Origin of the sequence: Neptuniibacter sp., assembly GCF_024231755.1 — a bacterium.
In the GTDB taxonomy this organism is placed as follows: domain Bacteria; phylum Pseudomonadota; class Gammaproteobacteria; order Pseudomonadales; family Balneatricaceae; genus Neptuniibacter.
Map to the genome: position 1 here is coordinate 1 of NZ_JAAEQH010000116.1, position 21,229 is coordinate 21,229.

The following is a 21,229-nucleotide window of genomic DNA, read 5'->3' on the forward strand; positions in this document are numbered from 1 at the left end:
ATCCAGAGTAACGATCTTAGCTTCTACTTCGTCACCAACGTTTAGGACAGTAGATGCGTCTTCTACGCGATCAACAGAGATCTCAGATACTTTCAGAGTACCTTCGATGCCTTCAGCCAGTTCAACTACAGCGCCTTTAGCGTCAACAGAAACTACTTTACCTTTTACGATAGAGTTCTTGTCGTTTGCTGCAGCGTACTCAGCGAATGGATCGCTTTCCAGCTGTTTGATGCCCAGAGAGATACGCTCTTTCTCTGCGTCGATAGACAGGATAACTGCTTCAACTTCTTCGCCTTTCTTGAACTGGCGCAGAGCTGCTTCAGCATCAGCTTCCCAAGTGATATCGGACATGTGAACCAGACCGTCCAGCTCGTCCTGCAGGCCAACGAAGATACCGAAGTCAGTGATAGTTTTGATAGTACCAGTAACTTTGTCGTTAGCTGCAAACTGCTCAGCGAAAGTAACCCATGGGTTAGCAGTGCACTGCTTGATACCCAGAGAAATACGGCGACGTTCTTCATCAACGTCCAGGATCATAACTTCTACTTCATCACCGATCTGAACAACTTTAGATGGGTGGATGTTTTTGTTAGTCCAAGACATTTCAGAAACGTGTACCAGACCTTCAACGCCATCTTCGATAGAAGCGAAGCAGCCGTAGTCAGTCAGGTTAGTGATGCGAGCCTGGCACTTAGCACCTGCTGGGTAACGCTCTTTGATCAGCGCCCATGGGTCAACAGATAGCTGTTTCAGACCCAGAGAGATACGACCAGATTCTTTGTCGAACTTGATGATCTTAACAGTGATCTCGTCACCTGGGTTCAGCATCTCAGATGGGTGAGAGATACGCTTCCAAGCCATGTCAGTGATGTGCAGAAGACCGTCAACACCACCCAGATCGATGAACGCACCGTAGTTAGTCAGGTTCTTAACGAAACCTTTAACTTCCTGACCTTCTTCCAAAGTAGCCAGCAGCTCATCACGCTGAGCGCTGTTAGCTTCTTGCAGAACTGCACGGCGAGAAACAACGATGTTGTTACGCTTAGGATCAAGTTTGATCAGTTTGAATTCCAGCTCTTTGCCTTCCAGGTGATCAACGTCACGTACTGGACGAACATCTACCAGAGAACCTGGCAGGAAGCCCTGGATGTTGTTGATGCTAACTGTGAAGCCGCCTTTAACTTTACCGCTGATGCAGCCAGTAACAGTTTCTTCAGCTTCGAATTTAGCCTGCAGAACTTCCCAAGCTTCAGCGCGTTTCGCTTTTTCACGAGACAGACGAGTTTCACCGAAACCATCTTCAACTGCTTCCAGAGCAACTTTAACTTCGTCGCCTACCTGGATTTCCAGTTCGTTAGCATCGTTCAGGAACTGTGAACGAGGGATGATTGCTTCAGATTTCAGGCCAGCGTGAACAGTTACCCAGTCGCTGTCGATATCAACAACTTCACCAGTAACCAGTTTACCTGGAGTCATGTCTAGGGATGCAAGGGATTCTTCAAACAGATCAGCAAAGCTTTCGCTCATTGAAATTGTCCTATATTTAGGGGCTGCGATACACTGTGGAAGTGCGCAGCTCAGCCTGTAATACCGGGCTTACAGGGTCAGTTTTTTAATATTCGAAAGGGGCGTTTTGACCGGTGTAGCGGCCCATTCGATAGAAAATGAGCGCGCATTATACAGAATAAACCTAGTGCTTGCACTGTTTTTTGGCTGAAAAATGCTCGATTTATAGCGGTTTATCGTAGTCATTAAGGCGAGCGTAAAGTGCAGTCTGGCAAGGTTTTGTTACGGTTTCCAGATCGGTTTTAAGATCGCTGGATAGAATGCCATCTTCTTGTTGACGGAAATAAGTGGTGATCAGGCGTTCTTCACGTGGTGAGTTGGCCGCTATCTCTATACCGTCTCCTACACAGAAGGCGAATTCAGGCATGTAGGCTTTGATAAGATCCTCACGTTCCTTAGTGGAGAGAATCAAACGTTTGCCACCAATGAATTTCTTATACTCATTGCCAACCGATGCGGACATGGCTTCTAGCTGAAGGTTATTAAATCTACGGGCATCAGGCATATCAACAAGGAGTTTTTTGATCTGTTTCTCTACGGCCGTGATCTCTTCGGCAATGGTGAGTGGGGCAAAATGTTCATTGAGCTTTTTGTAGTTTTCCAGCTCTGCTATATGGGCCTTAAGACTGGCAATCTCCATTCTTAGCCCTTGTTGCTCTTCTATCAGTTGATCATTGTCTTCCATTAAACCTTTGATCACTTTCTGAGTAGGAGTTAATCGGTCCTCAGCAAAGGTCGGAGGTAACTGGGTCTCTCCAAGCTCACCTTTTGTTTCTATGTGTTCTGTAGGTAGAACTGCAAAACCGAATTTTTCGAGATCCTTTAAGTTCTGAGCGTGTTGCCCTTGCATCTCCTGGTAAGCAAAGTAGCCACCCACTCCGAGAACCGCAATGATTAAGGGAAGAATAACACCAAGGACTACAATTTTTTTCATGGGTGGCTCAGACGTTAGGGCTTATCACTGTTTGTTTTCAGCTTTTGCTGAAGAGTACTGCAGCTGTAAGAAAATTGCATCAAGAAGAATTCGACCACTTTCTTCAAGCATCGCTTGCCCTTCTGGGTTGATTGGACGGCCTTGAGCATCTTTCTCCAGTTCATCTTCAAGGTCTGACAATTTCTCAATTTTAGGAAGTTGTTTCAGTGCTCTACGGCGGTTTTCAGCATCAATCTGCCACTGCTCAGCCTCATCCCTTTCTCTTTTAAGAGCGGCTTCCTGAAGCGGGATGATGCTGCTTTCTTCGCGGACCTCATTCAGGTGTTCTACCTGTTCACGCATATAGATAAAGTCTGGATCAGTAAGGCTGCGTTTCTGATAGCGCTTATCAATCTGGCTGACAAACGGCTTCAGGCTAGGATAGGTGCCATGAGGAGCAGAGCGAACAGTGTCCCAGCTCAAAGCCTGCTCTAATGCGCTTTCACCGATTATTTTAGGGTCATACAGGGTAGGGAAATTAATATCAGGTAGTACCCCTTTGTTTTGGGTGCTTCCACCAGAGATACGGTAGAACTTAGCGTGCGTAAGTTTCAGTTGTCCATGGTTTAGTGGTAGCAGAGTTTGTACGGTACCTTTACCGAAAGTCTGGCCACCAATCACAATCCCGCGGCTATAATCTTGAATGGCTCCAGCAAAAATTTCCGACGCTGATGCAGATAAACGGTTCACCAGAACGGCTACAGGACCAGAATAAGCCACTTTAGAATTGCGGTCCCGTAGAACTTCAACTCGTCCAGAAGAATCTTTTACCTGAACCGTAGGACCATGTTTGATAAACAGGCCTACAGTTTCATTAGCTTCACGAAGTGAACCACCGCCATTATTACGCAGATCCACGATTAAGCCGTCGATGTTCTCTTGGTTCAGCTCATTAACCAGCTTTTCTACATCTCGGGAGGTGCTTTTGTAATCTTTATCTCCACGTTGTAGGGCAGCGAAATCGATATAAAAAGCAGGTATCTCGATAACCCCCAAGCGGAATGTCTGTCCTAGGTGGTCTACTTCAAGAATACGTTTCTGCGCTGACTGTTCTTCAAGTTTTACCTTATTACGAACAATCTGAACGATTTTAGAAGGGGTGTCTTCCCGGTCAGAACTTTTGATTTCAAGGCGTACGGTTGTGCCTTTGGGGCCGCGAATCAGTTGTACTACATCATCTAAACGCCAGCCAACAACGTCTTCAATATCACCATCTTCACCCTGACCAACGCCAACAATGCGATCAGTCGCTTTGAGTTGGCCGGTCTTTTCAGCGGGCCCTGCAGGTACAAGGCGGACAATCTGAGTGAACTCGTTTTCAGTTTTTAGTACTGCACCAATCCCCTCCAGAGAGAGGCTCATGTTGATTTTGAAATTCTCTGACTTACGCGGAGAGAAGTACTGTGTATGCGGGTCGTACTGCTTGGTGTAGGCATTTGTGAAAGTCTGAAATACATCTTCACTATTGACCTGCTTTGCTCGTTTCAGCTGGTTTTTGTAACGTTTGATTAGAAGCTCACGGGCTTTATCCGCTTCTTTATCTGCAAGCTTCAGGTTTAGCAGTGCGCTTTTAATACGGCGTTTCCACAGATCGTCCATTTCACCCTTTGACGTGATCCACGCTGCTTCTTCACGATCAGTATTCAGGGTCTCTTCTACGGAAAAATTAAACTCTGCCTCTGATTCTAGTAGCTCAATAGAGTGGTTCAGGCGCTCTTCAAGGCGTTGTTGAAAACGGTTGAAAATAAGGTAGGCGATTTGTAATTCGCCGGATTTGATATTGTCGTCAAAGTTGAGGCGGTGTGGTTCAAACTCGTCAATATCACTGCGATAAAAATAGCTGCGAGAGGGGTCTAGATCCTTCAGATACTGGTCAAGAATGATACTGGATAGATCATCATTGAGTTGAATTCGGTTGTAGTGGCCTAATCGCAGAGATTCGGAGATTTCCAGTAGGGTTGATTTATGAACTGGTTCCGACTTCAGTTGAGTGGTAACTGCATTTGCAGTTACCGGTAGAAGCAGCGATAAAACAGTAACGAACAGTGGCTTTAGCAGCGATCTAGGCATAGTGTTTGTCTTAAATAAACGTCTCTTGATTCAGGTAGGACCCGAAAATTGCACGGCAAGTTCCATTCTGGCCGGCATAAAAAACTTATCTTGGGTTAGATGTGATAAATTTCAACTGCTCAGTAGCCGCTTGTTGAGTGTAGACATGCGTAGCGGTGTTGTAAAATCAAAAGCTTGGCTTGTGAATGATTAGGAATTTAATAATGAAAGTAAGTGCGTACCTGATGATGTTGTTTGTCTCTGCAGGGTTGTTAACCGGGTGTGGTGATAATGCTGAGGAGGAAAAATTCAGGCAGCAGTTAATTGATAAAGCGCTGAATGATGATGTACGTAAGCAAGGTGATGCGTTCCTGGCAAAAAACGCTACTGAAGAGGGCGTTATCACGACCAAGAGTGGTTTGCAGTACAAAGTTTTGGTAAGCGGTGAGGGAGCAAAACCTTCGGTGAGTGATATGGTGACAGTGCATTATGAAGGTATGCGTGTTGATGGACATATTTTCGATAGCTCGTATAAGCGTGGCGAGCCAACTACATTTCCTCTGAATCGAGTTATTAAAGGTTGGACTGAAGGCGTATCAATGATGAGCAGAGGGGATGCATGGATGTTGTACCTCCCGCCAGAACTGGCTTATGGTGCTTTGAGCCCATCAACTGACATTCCTGCAAATTCCACACTGATATTTAAAGTGGAATTAATAGATTTTAAAGCTGCTGAGTAAATGTGATGACTGACTTTATTGATGGCTTAAAAAGCTTCCTGGCAAATTCCCCAACTCCTTTTCATGCGGTCAAAGAGATGGAGTTAAGGCTCCAATCAGCCGGATTTGAGTTTCTATCAGAATTGGATAGTTGGAATCTTGAAGCAGGCGGTAAATATTTCACAACGCGTAATGACTCATCCATTGTTGCCTGGATTATGCCAGCTAAGCAGAGCCTGGTTGAGTCGGGTCTGAGGATGGTTGGCGCTCATACCGATTCACCCTGTCTTAAAGTTAAGCCTCAGCCTGAAATTCATAAGCATGGTTACAACCAGCTTGGGGTAGAAGTTTATGGCGGTGTGTTGCTGAACCCATGGTTTGATCGGGATCTCTCTATGGCAGGCCGGGTGAGCTATCTGAGCAAAGAAGGACAGCTGTCACGAGCTTTGGTTAACTTTAAGGACCCTATAGCCGTTATCCCAAGTCTGGCGATTCATCTTGATCGGGAGGCAAACAAAAGTCGTTCGATCAATGCGCAAACCTATCTGCCTGTCATTCTCGGGCAGTCAGAAGATAAGGCGGATTTTAAGCAGATTCTTAAGGCGCAGCTTGAGCAGGAGGGAGTGAGAGATTTGGAGGAAATTCTGGATTATGAAATCTCTCTTTATGATACTCAGCCTCCTGCTGTAACAGGCTTAAATCAGGAGTTTATTGCTTCTGCACGGCTGGATAACCTGCTGAGCTGCTATATGGGGCTGGTTGCAATGATTGAATCAGATACTGAGCAAGGGGCGTTACTTGTATGTAATGACCATGAAGAGGTCGGCAGTATGAGTGCTGCCGGAGCTCAGGGGCCAATGTTGGCGCAGGTGTTAGATCGACTAGTGCCTGATGCTGAACAGCGTGTTCAGATGCTGGCTCGCTCAATGATGATTTCAGCTGATAATGCTCATGGTATTCATCCTAACTTTGCCGATAAGCATGATGCTAATCACGGCCCACTGCTTAATGCGGGCCCGGTTATCAAGATCAATGCTAATCAGCGCTATGCGTCCAATAGCGAGACAAGTGCTTTGTTCAGGCATATTGCTAAACAGGTAGATGTTCCTGTTCAGGCGTTTGTTGTTAGGAGTGATATGGCGTGTGGTAGCACTATTGGTCCAATCACAGCGGCTGAACTAGGTGTTAAAACACTGGATATCGGTGTACCACAATTTGCGATGCACTCGATCAGGGAGATGGCAGGAACAAAAGATGTGCAAGATTTGACTAAGGTACTGTCTAGTTTTTTTGGGCAGGAACAAACCTAGAGGCTGCTAACAGGCCCTAGTTCTTGAACTGAGAATATGAAACCTGGCAGTGAATTACGGGTTTGTATTTGCCAATTGCAAATATCAAACTGAGAGTCTTGGCAGTTAGTCAATTCAGTGTCTATGCTTACTCAGCTTCAATTTGTTTTTGTAGCTCCTTAAGGTTGCCCTCTTCGAGAGGGCTTTTTTAAGGAATCCCCTGTTTTGATCCCTACTTGGCTATAAAAGAAAGGCAAAGAATACCTTCAACCGCCTTTATCACAGCTTCAGACTTTTCTCGATTCAATGCATCTTTATGAGGTTCGGTAAATTTACCAGAGTCGTTATCAAAGTATTTTCCTGAGGCATTTTTAAACTCATCTTCCAGGGCCAGCTGGCTAAGGATTTTTGCTCCGATACTCAGGTCCCCGCCTGCAACACCAAAGCCTTCCTGTACCATTTTACTGCCTAGCATCGAGCCGGGGTTTACAGCTATAACGACTGGACCATCTGTCAGTGCTAGGCCCAATTCTCGTGACCACATGGTGATGGCTAGTTTACTTTGCGCATAGGCTTGGAACTCATTTTCAAGATAGATTTTTCCGGTTAAGGCTTCAAGATCAACTGGAGCCTGAGCCGCAGAGGACAGATTGATGATTCGCCCTTCAGTTCCTAGTAGCGGAAGAAGCTGTAACGTGAGTAGATAGGGTGCGACTGTATTGACCGCAAAACGAACATCTAAGCCGGAAGTGGTAATGGGGTCAGGTGTGCGAAATACGCCGGCATTGTTAATCAGAACATCTAGCTTATGGTGGTTGGTTTTTATCTCCTCTGCCAGCTTTTCTAGCTGTTCCATATCAGATAGATCGGCTATGTAACCCTGAATATTATTGCTTAGGTTGTCTGTTTCTATCTGTTCTGACAGCAGTTGCAGAGTCGAGTGGACCTTTGCCGGGGTACGCCCATGTATCAGGATATTATGCCCCTGCGAAAGCAGCATTTTAGCGGTTTCTAAACCGATGCCGTCGGTGGACCCGGTGATTAGAATTGTTTTTTGCATCGTACTGCTCTCCATTTTAGGGGCTGTATTCGGCTTGTAGTTTAAACCTGAGTCAATCAGGCCAGATCATCTTTGCCTTCAATTAGGAAGTGGTGGCTGATTGAACCCTGAGTTCTGGCTTCCAAGTGAGGTAGATATTCAGGATCGTTCATAAAGGCGATAGCGGCTTCTTTGGATGGCCACTCCACGATTACGCGTAATGCGGCGTCATCACCTTGCCCCTCCACACGTTCATGACTGGTGGTGCGGGCTAAATAACGCCCACAGTGTCGTGCTACTGTGTTGTTTGCCGGTTCAATGTAGTCTGCAACCCAGTCATCGGATGTTGGTGTTACAGCTAAAACAGAATAGTAGGTCATTGTCTGATTCTCCGGTTTTAGATTAGAAGCCTTCCAGTACGATCTTGCCGATTGAGCGACCAGCTTCCAGTTCAGCGTGGGCTGCTTTTAAGTTATCCGCGTTAATGGTGCCTAAATTTTTAGCCACTGTGGTTTTGATATAACCCTGATCCAGCAGATCTGCTACTGCATTAAGAAGGTGGCTCTGTTCAATCATGTCGTCCGCCTGGAACATGGAGCGGGCGTACATAAACTCAATGTGCAATGACAGGCTCTTAGGCTTCATCTTCATGTAATCTAGTGGTTCTGCTGGGTCATCAATCATTGCGATCTTGCCAAACGGTTTCAGCAGCTCGATATAGGTATCAAAATAGGAGTCAGTAGCGTTAAGACTGGCAACATGGGAGACCTGGCCTATACCCAGAGCTTCAATCTGGGGTTGTAGCGGTTGGGTATGATCAACTACATGATCGGCACCTAGTTCTTTAACCCACTGCTGTGAGCTTTCACGGGACGCAGTTCCGATAACTGTGGCACCGGTCAAAGCTTTTGCTAGTTGCACAAGAATTGAACCTACACCGCCAGCTGCACCTATAACCAGGATCACTTCGTTAGATTTTTCTGTAGAACCAATCGCTTGTTTCTTGATCTGGAGATGCTCGAACAGCATCTCCCATGCAGTGATCGAGGTAAGTGGTAGTGCAGCGGCTTCTGCATTGGATATGCTCTTTGGCTTGTGGCCAACAATGCGTTCATCTACCAGCTGGTACTCTGCGTTGCTTCCTGGGCGGGTAAGGTCGCCAGCGTAATAAACCACATCGCCTGGTTTGAACTGGCTGACAGCTTCACCGGTAGAGATTACTTCGCCAACGGCGTCCCAGCCGATTACTTTGTAGCTGCCGTCTTCTGAAGCGACGTTCTGGCGGATCTTATAATCTACAGGGTTTACCGCAATCGCTTGCACCTTTACCAGAAGGTCGTGGCCTGTAGCGACTGGCTGATCCAGTTCAATATCGCTCAGCGATTCAGCATCTGTAATGGGTAGATTTTTGATATATCCAATGGCTTTCATAATCTGCTCTCCGACGAATCTGGTTGTGTAATTTGATTCAATGGAGATCAGTTTAGAACTTGATTGCATGGCATTAAACGGCATAATAATTGAAACATTATCAAATAATATTTGAGAATATGCTGTTAGAAGACCTTCAAGTCGTACTTAAAGTGGCTGAGTTTCGTAGTATTACTGCAGCTGCAACCAATCTGGATATGCGAACAGCAACAGCCAGCGCAGCACTGAAGCGAGTGGAGGCTGCATTGGGTGTTGAATTATTTGTGAGAACTACACGTAGCCTTCGTCTTTCCAGTGCTGGGGAAAAATATATCCCTCAGTGTGAACAGGCGCTGCAGATGTTGGATCAGGCTCAGCTCAATATGAAAGGTGAGCAGGATATTATTGATGGTGAATTACGTTTGGCTGTGTCATCTGACCTTGGGCGAAATATCGTTACTCCATGGCTTAATGAGTTTATGGATACCTATCCGGATCTTAGTCTGAGGATGAATATCAGCGACAGTAATATCGATTTCTATCGTGATTCGGTAGATATGGCGCTACGTTATGGCTACCCCAATGATGCTAATCTCTATGGTTTCAAAATCTGTAATGTGCCGGGAATTCTATGCGCCACCCCTGAATATCTTGAGCAGCATGGCGCTCCTCAGCATCCGCAGGATCTGACCTCGCATAATGGCCTGTTTTATCAGCTGTATGATGTAATTCATGATGTGTGGAAATTCTCCCGTGACGGAGCGGAGTATAAGATCAAAATGGGCGGAAACCGTGCCTCTAACGATGGTGATCTTGTGCGGCGTTGGTGCGTAGCGGGTAAGGGAATTGCTGTTAAATCCTGTCTGGACCTTTCTGATGATCTACTGTCTGGCAGGCTAGTTAGTGTTATGCCTGAGTTTAAACCCAGATCAACTGAACTATGGCTGATCTGCCCAAGTAGGCAGTCAATTACACCAGCTGCACGTTTGCTTAGAGATTTTTGTCGAGAAAAAAGTAGAGCAATTCTGAAGCAGTTGGTGGATAGAGGTATTCTGGATGTGGGTGTATTGAACTAAGGGTTAGCCTTTAAGTTTTTTCTAGCAGCGAAGCGTCTCGCAGCTTTCGCCGCTTTGCGGCGATGCGTGTTTACGACTCTTTATTACCTATCATCACCCTTAGCTCTTCTCGGAGCACTTCGTTATCCTGGCGGGTTTTCTGAGTCTCCATGCGATATTTGAAGATCTCCTCATAGCGATGCTCCAGTTTAGTTTCCATCTCACTGATATGTTTTTGCTGTGAGCGGACTTTATCTTCCAGTTCATCGATCTGAGTTTGCAAATCTTCAATCAGTCCATAGCCATAGCCACCGGATGAACCCGCTTCTTTGTTGAGAGAGTCTTTCTCAGTGGTCTGCAGCTCGGTCACAATGTGGCTATATAAGGCTTTTAGATCTGCTTCTTCGCGGCTGTTGTAACGGATAGTATTCTCTATCGCTTTATGAGCGCTCGCGGCACCAATCGAGCCCGCTAGCACATGCTCGACCATTCGGTGGAACTCAACCAATTCAATAATGGTAACTTTGGGTTTCTCGAGAACCTGAAGGTCATCAGCGATCGTATGCACCTCTGCCTCGGCTTTATCTTCGTTTAGATACTCCGATAACAGGCTTTTCGCTTCTTCCAGTTTAGGCTGAAGCAGAATATAGGCATCCAAACCTGTAGGTCGTGCCCGGCGTGATGAGCTGGTTGTCATCGCTGCCATGAATTCTGTGGTGAGGTTACGCTCGCTCTTATTCGGTGAGAAGATCAGAGAGCCGATTATGTAACTGCCGATGTTGAATAGCATCGACCAGATCAGTGCGTGAGTGACAGGATGCAGGCCTTCAAGTCCAAAAAGAGCTTCAGGTCGCAACATGGCAATCTGCCATGGCCCTTCGGTTAGTAGTGTTGCAGATAGCCAGCCATGCTTGATGAAAGTTGGAATTAGCAGGCTGTAACACCAAATGATAAAGCCACTGGCCAGGCCAAGGAATGCACCGAGACTGTTTCCTTTCTTCCAGAACAAACCACCAAACATAGCAGGAGTGAACTGAAGAACGGCTACAAACGAGAGTAGTCCAATCGCTGCAAGAATATAGGAATCGGCAAACTCTTGAGCAAACCAAAAACTACCCAATAATATGCAGGATACGATTACCCAGCGTAGTTGCAGCAGATAGCTACGTGATGATTTAAGTGCAGGGAAACTTTCCAAGATAGGCAGAACCAAATGGTTGGATGCCATGGTGGAAAGGGTCATGGTGGTGATAATAATCATACCGGTAGCCGCTGAAAAACCACCGATAAATGCTAGGAGAGTCAGGGTATCACTTCCCGCTTGTTGCGGCAGAAGTAGTACAAAGTAATCAGCATGCTCCGGAGAAATTCCATTGAGAAGACCTGCCGCCGCTATAGGCACTACGAAGATATTGATCAGAAGGATATATAGCGGGAAAAGCCACATGGCTGTTTTCAGATGATCGCGGTTGGAGTTTTCCACTACCTGAACATGGAACTGTCTTGGCAGATTGTGGATTGCCGAGAAGCTCAAGATCATCAGGGTAATCCACATCAAACCACTATTTTCTGTGGCTGAGAAGCTAATTACATGGCTCAACTCTGCCTGATGCAGACGATTAACAATATCGCCGAATCCATCAAATAGGGTGTAAGTAACGAAGAAACCCACCGCAGTAAAAGCAACCAGTTTAACCAGGCACTCCGCGACCAAAGCAGCGATCATCCCCTGATGACGTTCCGTTGGATCAAGTTTTCTAACACCGAAGATTATGGTGAAGCCGATCATAAACACGGTCACAATCAGCCCGATAAGATCATGGCTTATACCGGTTTGTGATGTGTCTGTTATAAGCTCAAATGAGTTGATAATCGCTTTAAGTTGCAGTGATATGTAGGGAACTATCCCGATCAGGGCAATAATGGTTACCAGAGCCGCAATGCGTTGCGAGCGGTTATACCGGGTAGAGATAAAGTCAGCAATGCTGGTAACACGGAAGGTTTCTTTCGCCTGAATCATTCTGCGCAGGGTATACCACCAGAAGGCAATACCAATCAGAGCACCACCGTAGATCCCTAGGTAGAGAAGACCTGAGGATGCGGCAAAGCCAACGCTGCCGTAAAAGGTCCAGGAGGTGTGGTAAACCGCTAGGGATAATGCATAGATCCAGCGGTTCCCCTTGCGCTGTTCGCCTTTGCTCTGGATTCTTTTTTCCACCACCTGTGCTATGGCAAAAAGAAGTGCCATATAAACGGTGACGTAAAGAATAACTGACAGCGGTGTAAACATAGAATCTAGCTTTATCCGGCGACACAAAATTGTGTGTATATTAAACCCTATAGCCAGTGTGCTAAAGGGTGTCAAAATAAAATAAGCCTATGATTTTTCAGATAGATTAAAAAACAGCCAGATTTTTCGGCTAAAGCTAAGATGGCGAAGACAGCTTAGGCTGATTTACTGCTGCTTAATTACTGGTGATCAGGCTTATCACAGCATTGATGATTTTCTGAATCTTTGTTTTCAGAACCGGGTACCGGATCGTAGCCGCCGTCATTGTAGGGATGGCATCTCGAAAGGCGCCTTAAACCCATCAGGGTTCCCTTGATTGGGCCATGAATCTGGATTGCTTCAACCATGTAGTTGGAGCAGGTGGGGTAAAAGCGGCAGCGAGGGCCTAGAACCGGGCTGATCAGATATTGATATAGATATACCAATCCGATAAGAAATTTGCTGACGCTTTTTTTTAGGAAGCTGATCATTGCTAAATTGTAACTCTGCCCGGTTATCAGAGTCAGTTGCGCTTTGTTAGAAGCGCATACTCAAGTCGATTCGGATCGCTATCAACTAACTCTCTTTGCTCTTCTTCGAATCTTTCTTGTTGCGGTTTGGACGATTACGAGGTTTGCCACCGTCTTTACCACCGCCTTTCTTGCCTCTGTGTGAACGACCACGGCCTTTACCGCCATCAGAAGAAGCAACACGGATATTCAGGCGTTGACCACAAACTACAGCACGGCTGAGCTGCTGTACCACTGCCTTAGGCATGCCACTTGGCAGATCCACTGTGGAGCAGTCATCAAAGATCTCAATTGAACCTATAAAGTTTGCATCCAGATCCGCTTCATTAGCGATTGCCCCAACAATATTCTTAGGTGCAACACCATGTTCATGGCCCACTTGAATAAGGTAGCGCTTCATCTCTACTTCAGGGTTGTCCTTCAAAGGCTTAGCTTTGGTTGACATGCCTTTAGGTGCGCGTTTGTTGCGGCCGTCACGTTCTTCTCTGTTCTGGCGAGGCGGACGTGGCTCATCCTTCATCAGAAGAGGAGTTTCTCCCTGAAGAAGATGGGCCAGTGCAGATGCGATAACAATTGGATCAGCATCATGTTCCTGCTGGTATTCAGTCAGCAGGTTACGGTAGAAGTCCAGATCCTGGCTATCAATTGCGTCACTGATACGATCTACAAAACGCTGTACACGTTTTTCATTGATATCATCAGTGGATGGCAACTGCATGCCATCAATCTTCTGCCTTGTCGCTCGTTCGATCGCTTTAAGCATGCGCTGCTCACGAGGTGATACGAACAGGATCGCTTCACCTTCACGGCCAGCACGGCCAGTACGACCAATACGGTGAATGTAAGATTCAGTATCGTACGGAATATCGTAGTTCAATACGTGACTGATACGTTCAACATCAAGGCCTCGTGCAACTACATCCGTTGCGATCAGAATATCGATCTGGCCACGTTTAAGCTTATCGATGGTGCGTTCGCGTAGCTGCTGTGAAATATCACCGTTCAGTGCTTCTGCTGCATAGCCGCGCGCAGCCAGTTTCTCAGCCAGTTCTACCGTTGCAGATTTAGTTCGTACGAAGATCAGCATCGCGTCGAATGTCTGCATCTCCAGAATACGAGTCAGCGCATCCAGTTTATGATGACCGGATACACGTAGGTATTTCTGTGTAATGGTAGTAGCAGTCGCTGTTTTCGCCTTGATACGAACTTCAGCAGGGTCATTCAGGTGGTTTTCCGCTACCTTTTTGATCTGTGTAGGCATTGTTGCTGAAAACAGCGCAATCTGGCGCGTGTCTGGTGTATGTTCCAGTACCCACTCAACATCATCGATAAAGCCCATACGTAGCATTTCGTCGGCTTCATCCAGTACCAGAGCTTCCAGATGATCCAGTTTCAGAGAACCGCGACGCATATGGTCCATCACCCTGCCTGGAGTACCTACTACAACCTGAGCACCACGTTTCAACTGGCGTAGCTGCGTATCGTAAGCCTGACCACCGTAAATAGGCAGAACATGGAAATCAGGCAGGTTACGCGCATAAGTCTGGCAGGCTTCAGCTACCTGAATAGCCAGCTCACGGGTTGGTGCCAGTATTAAAAGTTGTGTCTTACGGCTTTTCAGGTTCAGACGAGAAAGCAGCGGAAGTGAAAAGGCTGCAGTTTTACCAGTACCAGTCTGGGCAATACCCAGCAAGTCTTTACCTTCGAGTAGGTGAGGGATACTGGCTGCCTGAATTGGAGAGGGTGTTTCGTAACCAATCTCATCGAGCACTTTTAATACGGGAGCGGCAAGGCCAAGCTCAGCAAAAGATAGCTGATCTTCTGAATTCATCTGTACGGATTACCTGTTTGAGGTTGGGGCAGGACTGCATCACTGCGATGAAGTATAGACTGCTCCGGTGGGAAAGCGTGGCATTATACACGTGATTTCAAACTGAACAAGAAGTGTGCAGTGGTTTTTGTTGTTTATACCGTTATCTTGCTGCCTGGATGAATTGGCCTTAAGCTCAGTGCCTGAACCGTATCTGTAGTGGTTTAAGGACTATTTGTCTCGGTTTAGTCTTCGAGGATGCGCGCCAGCAACTGTTTAACAGTGGAGGGCTCGAATGGTTTGTCAGTCATGGCATTTACACCGGATTTCGAAACATTGCTAAGGTGTGCCTGACTGGATTCACTCGTCACCATGAGTATTGGCAAGTGCGAGTAATCAATCGAGTTCCGAATGTATTCCGCCAGTTCCAAACCGTTTACTTCCGGCATATTGTAGTCGGTGACAACCAGATCAAAGCCTTCAGGCAGTAGTGTGATCGCTTCGGAGCCATCCGTGGCTTCTGTAATTAGGTTGATACCGAGGTTGCCCAGTACTTTTTTGATGATGTTACGTGCCATTCTGCTGTCATCAACGACCAATACGCGTAACGAAGTAGGGTCGTAATACTCCAGATCCAGTTCGTCGTGTGACAGCAGATCCAGTGTTGAATTGATCGCAGTCGCAAGATGATCGTGGTTAAAGGGTTTGGGCAGAATAGCGATAACCCCGGATTGCTTAAACTGGTCTAATTCACTATGGCGGGTTTCACTGGAAACCAGCATAAAAGGCAGATCTTTAGTTTCCGGATTCTGGCGAATACCTTGTAACAGATCCATCGCAGAGCCATCAGGAAGGTACAGTGCACTGATAACAAGGTCTGGCTGTACCGCACGGATGCGATTCTGTGCTGCTTCAACAGAGTCGGCTTCATCAATATCTTCAACGAGTTCCTTATGCAATTCTTTACGAATAATTTTTCGTTGCACTGCGGAGGGCTCGACCAGCAGTATATTCAGATCTGATGAAGTCAGTTCGCTCATTCTGTTGTACCGGGATTATGTGTTTTTTCAAACCATACCTATCATTTTTATAAGAATAAATAATATTTTATGAGTAAGCTGATATAGGTCTTTGTTATAAAGAACTTTCTGCTGGAATGGTGCCGATTTTGAGAAAAAATTTATTGTTACCTTCACTATTTCTGTTGATCTTTAGCTCTTCAGTATTTGCAGAGACCTCTCTCTGGAAAGTGAGTAAAGAGGGACAGTATTTATATCTAGGTGGAACAGTTCATATGCTCTCTGCTAAAGATCTGCCTTTTCCAAAAGCTTTTGATCATGCATATTCGGATGCCGCTGCTGTGGTGCTTGAAACGGATATGGCCAAGCTTCAAGACCCTGCAACTCAGTTTCAGTTGATGGCTCAGCTCAGCTATCAGGATGGAAGATTGTTAAACCAACAGATTTCAGAGCAGCTTTATGCGGATCTAAATAAGTATCTGCAGGAGAGAGGGTTAATCCCTAATATGTTTCTAACCATGAAGCCTGCTGGAGTTATGTTGACCATGATGGCAGTGGAGTTTCAGCGCCTGGGTATATCGCAGCAGGGCGCGGATACAGTGTATTACAACCGTGCAGTGAAGGATGGTAAGTCAGTTGCAGGGCTAGAGAGCATCGAAACTCACTTGGGTTTTATTGGCAATCTAGGTGAGGGTAATGAGGAACAGTTTTTGCGCCAGTCTCTGGATAATGTGAAAAAAACTGAAGAGATGATGGATAAGATTGTTAAGGACTGGAAGCAGGGTAATCTCAAAGGGTTGGAGAAAACCGTGGTTGCAGATATGCGCCGTTATTATCCCAGGGTTTATCGATCACTGCTGGTGGAGCGTAACCTGAACTGGTTGCCGCAGATCAAAAGGATGTTAACAACCGAGGAGGTTGAGTTGGTTTTAGTCGGGGCGGCCCATCTGATTGGCCCGGATGGTATTTTAAAAGCACTCAACGCTCAAGGTTACAAGATTGAACAGTTGTAGGAGATAAGAGATTGCTGGGTACACGAGTTATTATGATGGGGATGGATGGTTTCCCCGGTGGCCTTACAGGGCAACCTAACGCAGAGATGATCTGTGCTGCTAACCATCAACTGCCTGTTTATTGGTTAATGGCTTTTGCTATTGATGATATCGAGTTATTTGAAGTTAACACCAGTGAAAGTGAAGTGTTAACCCATGAGGAAGGTGATGAATATCCTGTTTTGTTGACGGATCAAGAGGATGCAGTTACCCGGCTCAACAAACGTAAAGAAAAATTACAGCCATATCTGACAACCGAGGAATTGCTGTTGTTGGAAAAGTGGATCGGCTTTTTAGAGCAGCAAGACTTTCCTGTGTTGGCGATCGATACCTATGAATTGTGGATCAACCTGAACAATCCCGACCAATTGCATAAAGAAATTTCTAACTTGCTACAGCAGTTTGCAGAGTTGGAGACAAAGCCAGAATCAGTACTTAACACTCTGAAAACTTCAGGTGTTTGGATGGAAAACAATACAATTAATTTGTCCGGCTATGGATGGTAAGTGGCTGGTACGATTGTGTTGGAACAGGGCTGGAAAAGAGTAAAAAAAAACCGCCGCATTAATTGTATTGCTGAGCAGTGCTCAAGCAACTTGTTTGCGGCGGTGTTCAGGAAGGTTAAGTTCAGTATAAACAAAAAAGCGGAATAGTGAACAATTGTTCAGTTCTGATTGTTTATACCTGATCAGGCTGTTACCCAAATTACCTCGGCATCTTCCTCGCCCGTTGATACCAGAGCGTGTCCCATCTCACAGTCATAATAGGCTGAATCACCGGCAAACAGCTCCAGTGGTTCATAGAATTCTGTATACAGCAGTAAAGATCCCCGTAGAACAAACAGAAATTCTTCGCCATCATGACGAACCCAATCTGCAAATTCATCAAAGCTGCGTGCTCGCACTGTGGTTCGGTAAGGAATCATCTTTTTAGTGCTGAGCTGGGTCGCAAGTAGTTCGTGCTCATATGTTGGGGTTGGGTGTGGCTGACCTTCGCCACCACGGGTGATATCTCTGCGGCCTCCCGCACCAGCGCCTTTGCGTGGTTGAGTAAAAAGCTGAGGCATATCTATTCCCAGGCCTTTCACCAGCTTATTAACAGCGCTGAAGGTGGGAGATATCTGCTCGTTTTCTATCTTAGAAAGTGTGGAGCGGGCCAAGCCTGTGAGTTTGCTTGCTTCTTCTAGAGTCAGATGCTGACTGAGGCGGATCTCTTTAACGCGTTTACCTAGTTGCAGAGGTTCTACGGAGGCTTCGATATTTCCCGCCCGTTGTAGGCCTAGCTTCTCTTTCTCTTCCTTTAGGAAAAATGGCTCGTCAGACATTAACGCAACTCCAGATAATTCTTATTTTCTAACAAACAGTATACATGCATGTGCTTGAGGAATTCAGCATATGCCGTGTGAAAAGCAGAAAACCCAACAAGCGAGTTACTTTAGCTGATTTACTTTTCGTATGGGGGAGGGGAAGTTGTATCGATGGAACGGCTATCTTTTGTTAGCTCGGCAATTTCTTTTCGTATACGTATTGCCCGTTCAACAGTCGTGGGGTGAGAGGTGGATTGGTTGTGAGTAATAATGGCTGGGTGGATCATCGCCATATCCCGCCAGAACAGTTCTAAACCCTCCAATTCAAATCCAGCGTTATACATTAGCTCAAGCCCTTCCAGATCTGCTTCAGTTTCATAGGACTGACTGTAAAGGTTGGCACCCAACCCGGCGGCAACAAAAGGGCTAGGGATGCCACTGGTGTTAAGAATAATATCAATCAATCCCCCCCAAGCAGTATTACTCAGCCTCTGAGGAATGTGGTGAAGAGTATTGTGCGCCAACTCATGAGCGATGATTAGCGCCAGTTGATTGTCTTTGTTGGCAAAACGCATTAAACCCGAGGTGATAATTATCTGTGAACCATCCGCATAGCCATTCACCGCATCAGACTGACTTAATTGGATCGGGTAATCACAGAGATGATCCGGCTGTATAGCAATCTCGAGTTTCTGCTTATTACGCATAACTTGGAGCTTGAGAGTCTGCCCCGATTGCATTTCGTTTTTAAGTAGATCGATTGCTGCTTCTGAGGTGTCCGGAACAGGGTGTTTATTGATAAGGAGAATTTGATCACCTGCAAACAGTTTCTCTGATGAGGCTCCTGTATCAAGCACATGAAGAACTTTTAATTGATCTTCACTTCCGTATAACTGCTTGACCGCTTTAAGTTGCGGTTTGGGGTATTCAGATATTTTATGCAGGAAAACCCCAGCGCTGTAGCGCGTTCTTTTACCGCATCTCTCAACATTGTGGATCAGTAATGGGTGGGCGATCTCTACTAAGCGGATGCGTTGTTTCAGTTGGTATTGGAGTGCCTGTTTAAACTGCTCAGTTTGTTCCTTCTGCAACAGTTCTTCCGGGAGCTCCGCTTCATATTGTCTCGGAGTAGAACAAGCCGCTATCAAACAGCAGAAGGCTCCGATTAATGCTGTCTGGATATGTTTGGCAATCATCCCGTTCTAATCAGATCAGATCAGGGAAAGGGAAATCATCTTCCATCATTCTTGGATGTTTAGTCACTTTGATGGCGTGCTCAAGATCTGAACCTTCACGCATAGCGTTGATCATTAACGTTAGAAAAAACGTAATTGAGTAGTATTCCAGATGGTCTGTAAGGAAAGGTAGGTTGATCTCGTTATTTGCTTGCTTACTGAGGCGGGCAGCTAACAATGCAGCTTCGCTATCATCAAAGCCCTCATCGATATTGTATATAAGCTCGTAGATCTCGTTAGGGAGTGTTTCGTATAGGTAATTATCCAATTTCAGAACAATCTTCAGTAAAACCGCATGTTCTTTGGCTTCACTCAGAAATGGCAAGCTGACTTTTTCATTCAGGCGTTGCGCTATATCGATAAGTTCGGCTTTACTGAGTAGTTGGCGGGCGGACCTTTTCGCAAAAAACTCTTTTATCAGAGTTTTGTGTTGATCATCGGTCAGCGCAATATTAGCCATTGGGAATATCCTTAAATCTTTAACCTAACGGAGACTAATCCAGATTCTAGGGCAGTTTAAGCCTTTGGGATAGTGGTTCTCGTCTTAATTATCCATTTTGCTGATCAGAGGTAATGTCAGAGAATACTGAGAGAGTTATATTTTGCTTTAGTAATGTCTTATATGCTGATTCGTTATTGAACCTAAGTTTGGCCGAATGTAGATCAAAAAGTAGGTGGTTACCCGTATTTAACGGATGAAACGAACGTTCATAAATTATATGATGCTCGGCTACTAGGAATGAATTCTAAGAGGACCGTTTGAATGTTTTTCTCTGGCAAATTAAATCTGCAAATTAAAGAACTCCAGGCAGAGGTTGCAGAACTGCGTGCGAATAATGACCGCCTGATCAATGAAAATCAGGAACTGACGCGCCGTTGCTATGAACAGGAAAATGTTCAGACGAACAACGATGCTGATGACCAGCGCGAAGTCTGTGCGGCTTGGGTTAAGGGTGGCGAACTTGTCTCTCAAGTACGTGAGACCATTGCTACTGCGGCTCAGAATTTGGAGCAGGAAAAAGATAGCCTAAATAATTCCATGTCTATCTTTGATGAAACCAAAGAAGCAGTAGAGACTATTCTTGATCGTGTCCATGTTATTCAGGCTAATGCCCAAGACGGAAATAACCACGTAAAAGGTTTGATTACTGTTTCTGAGCAGATTGAGAAGTTTGTTGGTGTTATACGTGATATCTCAGACCAAACCAACTTGCTTGCATTGAACGCTGCGATTGAAGCAGCGCGTGCGGGTGAATCTGGACGTGGTTTTGCCGTAGTAGCGGATGAAGTACGTAACTTGGCTCGTAAAGCGAGTGAAGCCAGTGATGAGATCGCTAGCCTAGTTGGCCAGATCAGCTCTCAGACGGCGATTGCTTCTGATGATATTGGTCAGGTCGACATACTCAGTAGTGAGGTTGTTGCTTCTGCGGAACAGATTAAAGCGGGTGTAAAAAGCGTTGTAGAGCTGTCTGGGCGTATGAACACCATTATTAGTGCCAGTGCTGCTGATACCTTTATTGAGACAGTTAAATTGGATCATGTTAACTGGAAGAATAAAGTATACGAGGGCATCGTGTCTGGTCAGTTTGACGGTATGACCTCTCTTGCTGATCATACTTCCTGCCGCTTAGGTAACTGGTATTACATGGGCGCTGGCCGCGAGCGCTATAGTTCCTGTTCAAGCTTCCAAAGTCTGGAAGCTCCGCATGAGCGAGTACATACATCTGGTCTGGCTGCAGTTGACGCAGCTCGAACAGGGGATGTTAAGACTGCAGCGATGCATTTATCCGCGATGGAGAAGGCTAGTATGGAAGTTGCAGACGCATTGGATCGCTTAAACGCAGAGATGCGTTAAGCGGAATAAGTTGAAGAGGCTTCCCTATAAGGAAGCCTTTTTTTTGCCTGTAA

The 21,229-nt window shown here is 45.8% G+C and carries 19 protein-coding genes; 6 read left to right on the forward strand and 13 right to left on the reverse strand.

What is annotated here, in order from left to right; genetic code table 11:
* The 3 genes from rpsA to GY843_RS06435 all read right to left on the reverse strand — a co-directional run.
* A partial coding sequence (gene rpsA / locus GY843_RS06425; protein WP_297307701.1) for a 30S ribosomal protein S1 occupies positions 1 to 1,527 on the reverse strand: 1,527 nt, incomplete at its 3' end.
* A gap of 202 nt (positions 1,528 to 1,729) precedes the next feature.
* Positions 1,730 to 2,500 (reverse strand): hypothetical protein, encoded by a 771-nt coding sequence (locus tag GY843_RS06430; RefSeq protein ID WP_297307703.1) that lies wholly within the window; start codon positions 2,498 to 2,500, stop codon positions 1,730 to 1,732.
* A gap of 24 nt (positions 2,501 to 2,524) precedes the next feature.
* Entirely contained in the window at positions 2,525 to 4,609 is a 2,085-nt protein-coding gene (locus GY843_RS06435; protein ID WP_297307705.1) for a carboxy terminal-processing peptidase, read from the reverse strand.
* Positions 4,610 to 4,812: 203 nt separating this feature from the next.
* Between GY843_RS06435 and GY843_RS06440 the strand changes: the two genes are divergently transcribed.
* Positions 4,813 to 5,328 (forward strand): FKBP-type peptidyl-prolyl cis-trans isomerase, encoded by a 516-nt coding sequence (locus GY843_RS06440; protein WP_297307707.1) that lies wholly within the window; start codon positions 4,813 to 4,815, stop codon positions 5,326 to 5,328.
* 5 nt (positions 5,329 to 5,333) lie between these two features.
* Complete coding sequence (locus GY843_RS06445; protein WP_297307709.1) at positions 5,334 to 6,617, forward strand: M18 family aminopeptidase; 1,284 nt, start codon at positions 5,334 to 5,336, stop codon at positions 6,615 to 6,617.
* 211 nt (positions 6,618 to 6,828) lie between these two features.
* Here the strand turns inward: GY843_RS06445 and GY843_RS06450 are convergent, their stop codons facing one another.
* The 3 genes from GY843_RS06450 to GY843_RS06460 are packed head-to-tail and all read right to left on the reverse strand — an operon-like array spanning position 6,829 to position 9,066.
* Entirely contained in the window at positions 6,829 to 7,656 is an 828-nt protein-coding gene (locus GY843_RS06450) for an SDR family NAD(P)-dependent oxidoreductase (RefSeq protein WP_297307710.1), read from the reverse strand.
* Between the two features lie 56 nt (positions 7,657 to 7,712).
* Entirely contained in the window at positions 7,713 to 8,015 is a 303-nt protein-coding gene (locus GY843_RS06455; protein WP_297307712.1) for a DUF1330 domain-containing protein, read from the reverse strand.
* A 22-nt stretch (positions 8,016 to 8,037) separates the two neighbouring features.
* Positions 8,038 to 9,066 (reverse strand): zinc-binding alcohol dehydrogenase family protein, encoded by a 1,029-nt coding sequence (locus GY843_RS06460; RefSeq protein WP_297307713.1) that lies wholly within the window; start codon positions 9,064 to 9,066, stop codon positions 8,038 to 8,040.
* 89 nt (positions 9,067 to 9,155) lie between these two features.
* On the opposite strand from GY843_RS06460, the gene GY843_RS06465 reads away from it, so the two are divergent.
* Positions 9,156 to 10,121 (forward strand): LysR family transcriptional regulator, encoded by a 966-nt coding sequence (locus GY843_RS06465; RefSeq protein WP_297307715.1) that lies wholly within the window; start codon positions 9,156 to 9,158, stop codon positions 10,119 to 10,121.
* A gap of 70 nt (positions 10,122 to 10,191) precedes the next feature.
* Here the strand turns inward: GY843_RS06465 and GY843_RS06470 are convergent, their stop codons facing one another.
* The 4 genes from GY843_RS06470 to GY843_RS06485 form a co-directional block, all read right to left on the reverse strand.
* The gene (locus GY843_RS06470; RefSeq protein ID WP_297307716.1) at positions 10,192 to 12,390 is read right to left on the reverse strand and encodes a hypothetical protein; all 2,199 of its coding nucleotides are present in this window, start codon (positions 12,388 to 12,390) and stop codon (positions 10,192 to 10,194) included.
* Between the two features lie 179 nt (positions 12,391 to 12,569).
* Entirely contained in the window at positions 12,570 to 12,860 is a 291-nt protein-coding gene (gene yidD / locus GY843_RS06475; RefSeq protein WP_297307718.1) for a membrane protein insertion efficiency factor YidD, read from the reverse strand.
* Positions 12,861 to 12,945: 85 nt separating this feature from the next.
* Positions 12,946 to 14,730: a DEAD/DEAH box helicase gene (locus GY843_RS06480; RefSeq protein WP_297307720.1), complete on the reverse strand. Its 1,785-nt coding sequence runs from the start codon at positions 14,728 to 14,730 to the stop codon at positions 12,946 to 12,948.
* A 224-nt stretch (positions 14,731 to 14,954) separates the two neighbouring features.
* On the reverse strand, positions 14,955 to 15,749 hold the full coding sequence (locus GY843_RS06485) for a response regulator (protein WP_297307722.1): 795 nt from the start codon (positions 15,747 to 15,749) through the stop codon (positions 14,955 to 14,957).
* Between the two features lie 128 nt (positions 15,750 to 15,877).
* On the opposite strand from GY843_RS06485, the gene GY843_RS06490 reads away from it, so the two are divergent.
* Positions 15,878 to 16,741 (forward strand): TraB/GumN family protein, encoded by an 864-nt coding sequence (locus GY843_RS06490; RefSeq protein WP_297307725.1) that lies wholly within the window; start codon positions 15,878 to 15,880, stop codon positions 16,739 to 16,741.
* 11 nt (positions 16,742 to 16,752) lie between these two features.
* Positions 16,753 to 17,286 (forward strand): hypothetical protein, encoded by a 534-nt coding sequence (locus GY843_RS06495; RefSeq protein WP_297307727.1) that lies wholly within the window; start codon positions 16,753 to 16,755, stop codon positions 17,284 to 17,286.
* Positions 17,287 to 17,468: 182 nt separating this feature from the next.
* Here GY843_RS06495 and GY843_RS06500 read toward each other — a convergent pair whose 3' ends face one another.
* The 3 genes from GY843_RS06500 to GY843_RS06510 all read right to left on the reverse strand — a co-directional run bounded on the left by GY843_RS06500 (position 17,469) and on the right by GY843_RS06510 (position 19,781).
* Positions 17,469 to 18,104, reverse strand: a complete 636-nt coding sequence (locus GY843_RS06500; protein WP_297307728.1) for an XRE family transcriptional regulator — start codon at positions 18,102 to 18,104, stop codon at positions 17,469 to 17,471.
* Positions 18,105 to 18,223: 119 nt separating this feature from the next.
* Positions 18,224 to 19,282: a M48 family metallopeptidase gene (locus tag GY843_RS06505; protein WP_297307730.1), complete on the reverse strand. Its 1,059-nt coding sequence runs from the start codon at positions 19,280 to 19,282 to the stop codon at positions 18,224 to 18,226.
* Positions 19,283 to 19,292: 10 nt separating this feature from the next.
* On the reverse strand, positions 19,293 to 19,781 hold the full coding sequence (locus GY843_RS06510; protein ID WP_297307732.1) for a hypothetical protein: 489 nt from the start codon (positions 19,779 to 19,781) through the stop codon (positions 19,293 to 19,295).
* Between the two features lie 303 nt (positions 19,782 to 20,084).
* On the opposite strand from GY843_RS06510, the gene GY843_RS06515 reads away from it, so the two are divergent.
* Positions 20,085 to 21,176 (forward strand): methyl-accepting chemotaxis protein, encoded by a 1,092-nt coding sequence (locus tag GY843_RS06515; protein WP_297307735.1) that lies wholly within the window; start codon positions 20,085 to 20,087, stop codon positions 21,174 to 21,176.
* The last annotated feature ends 53 nt before the right edge of the window (positions 21,177 to 21,229 follow it).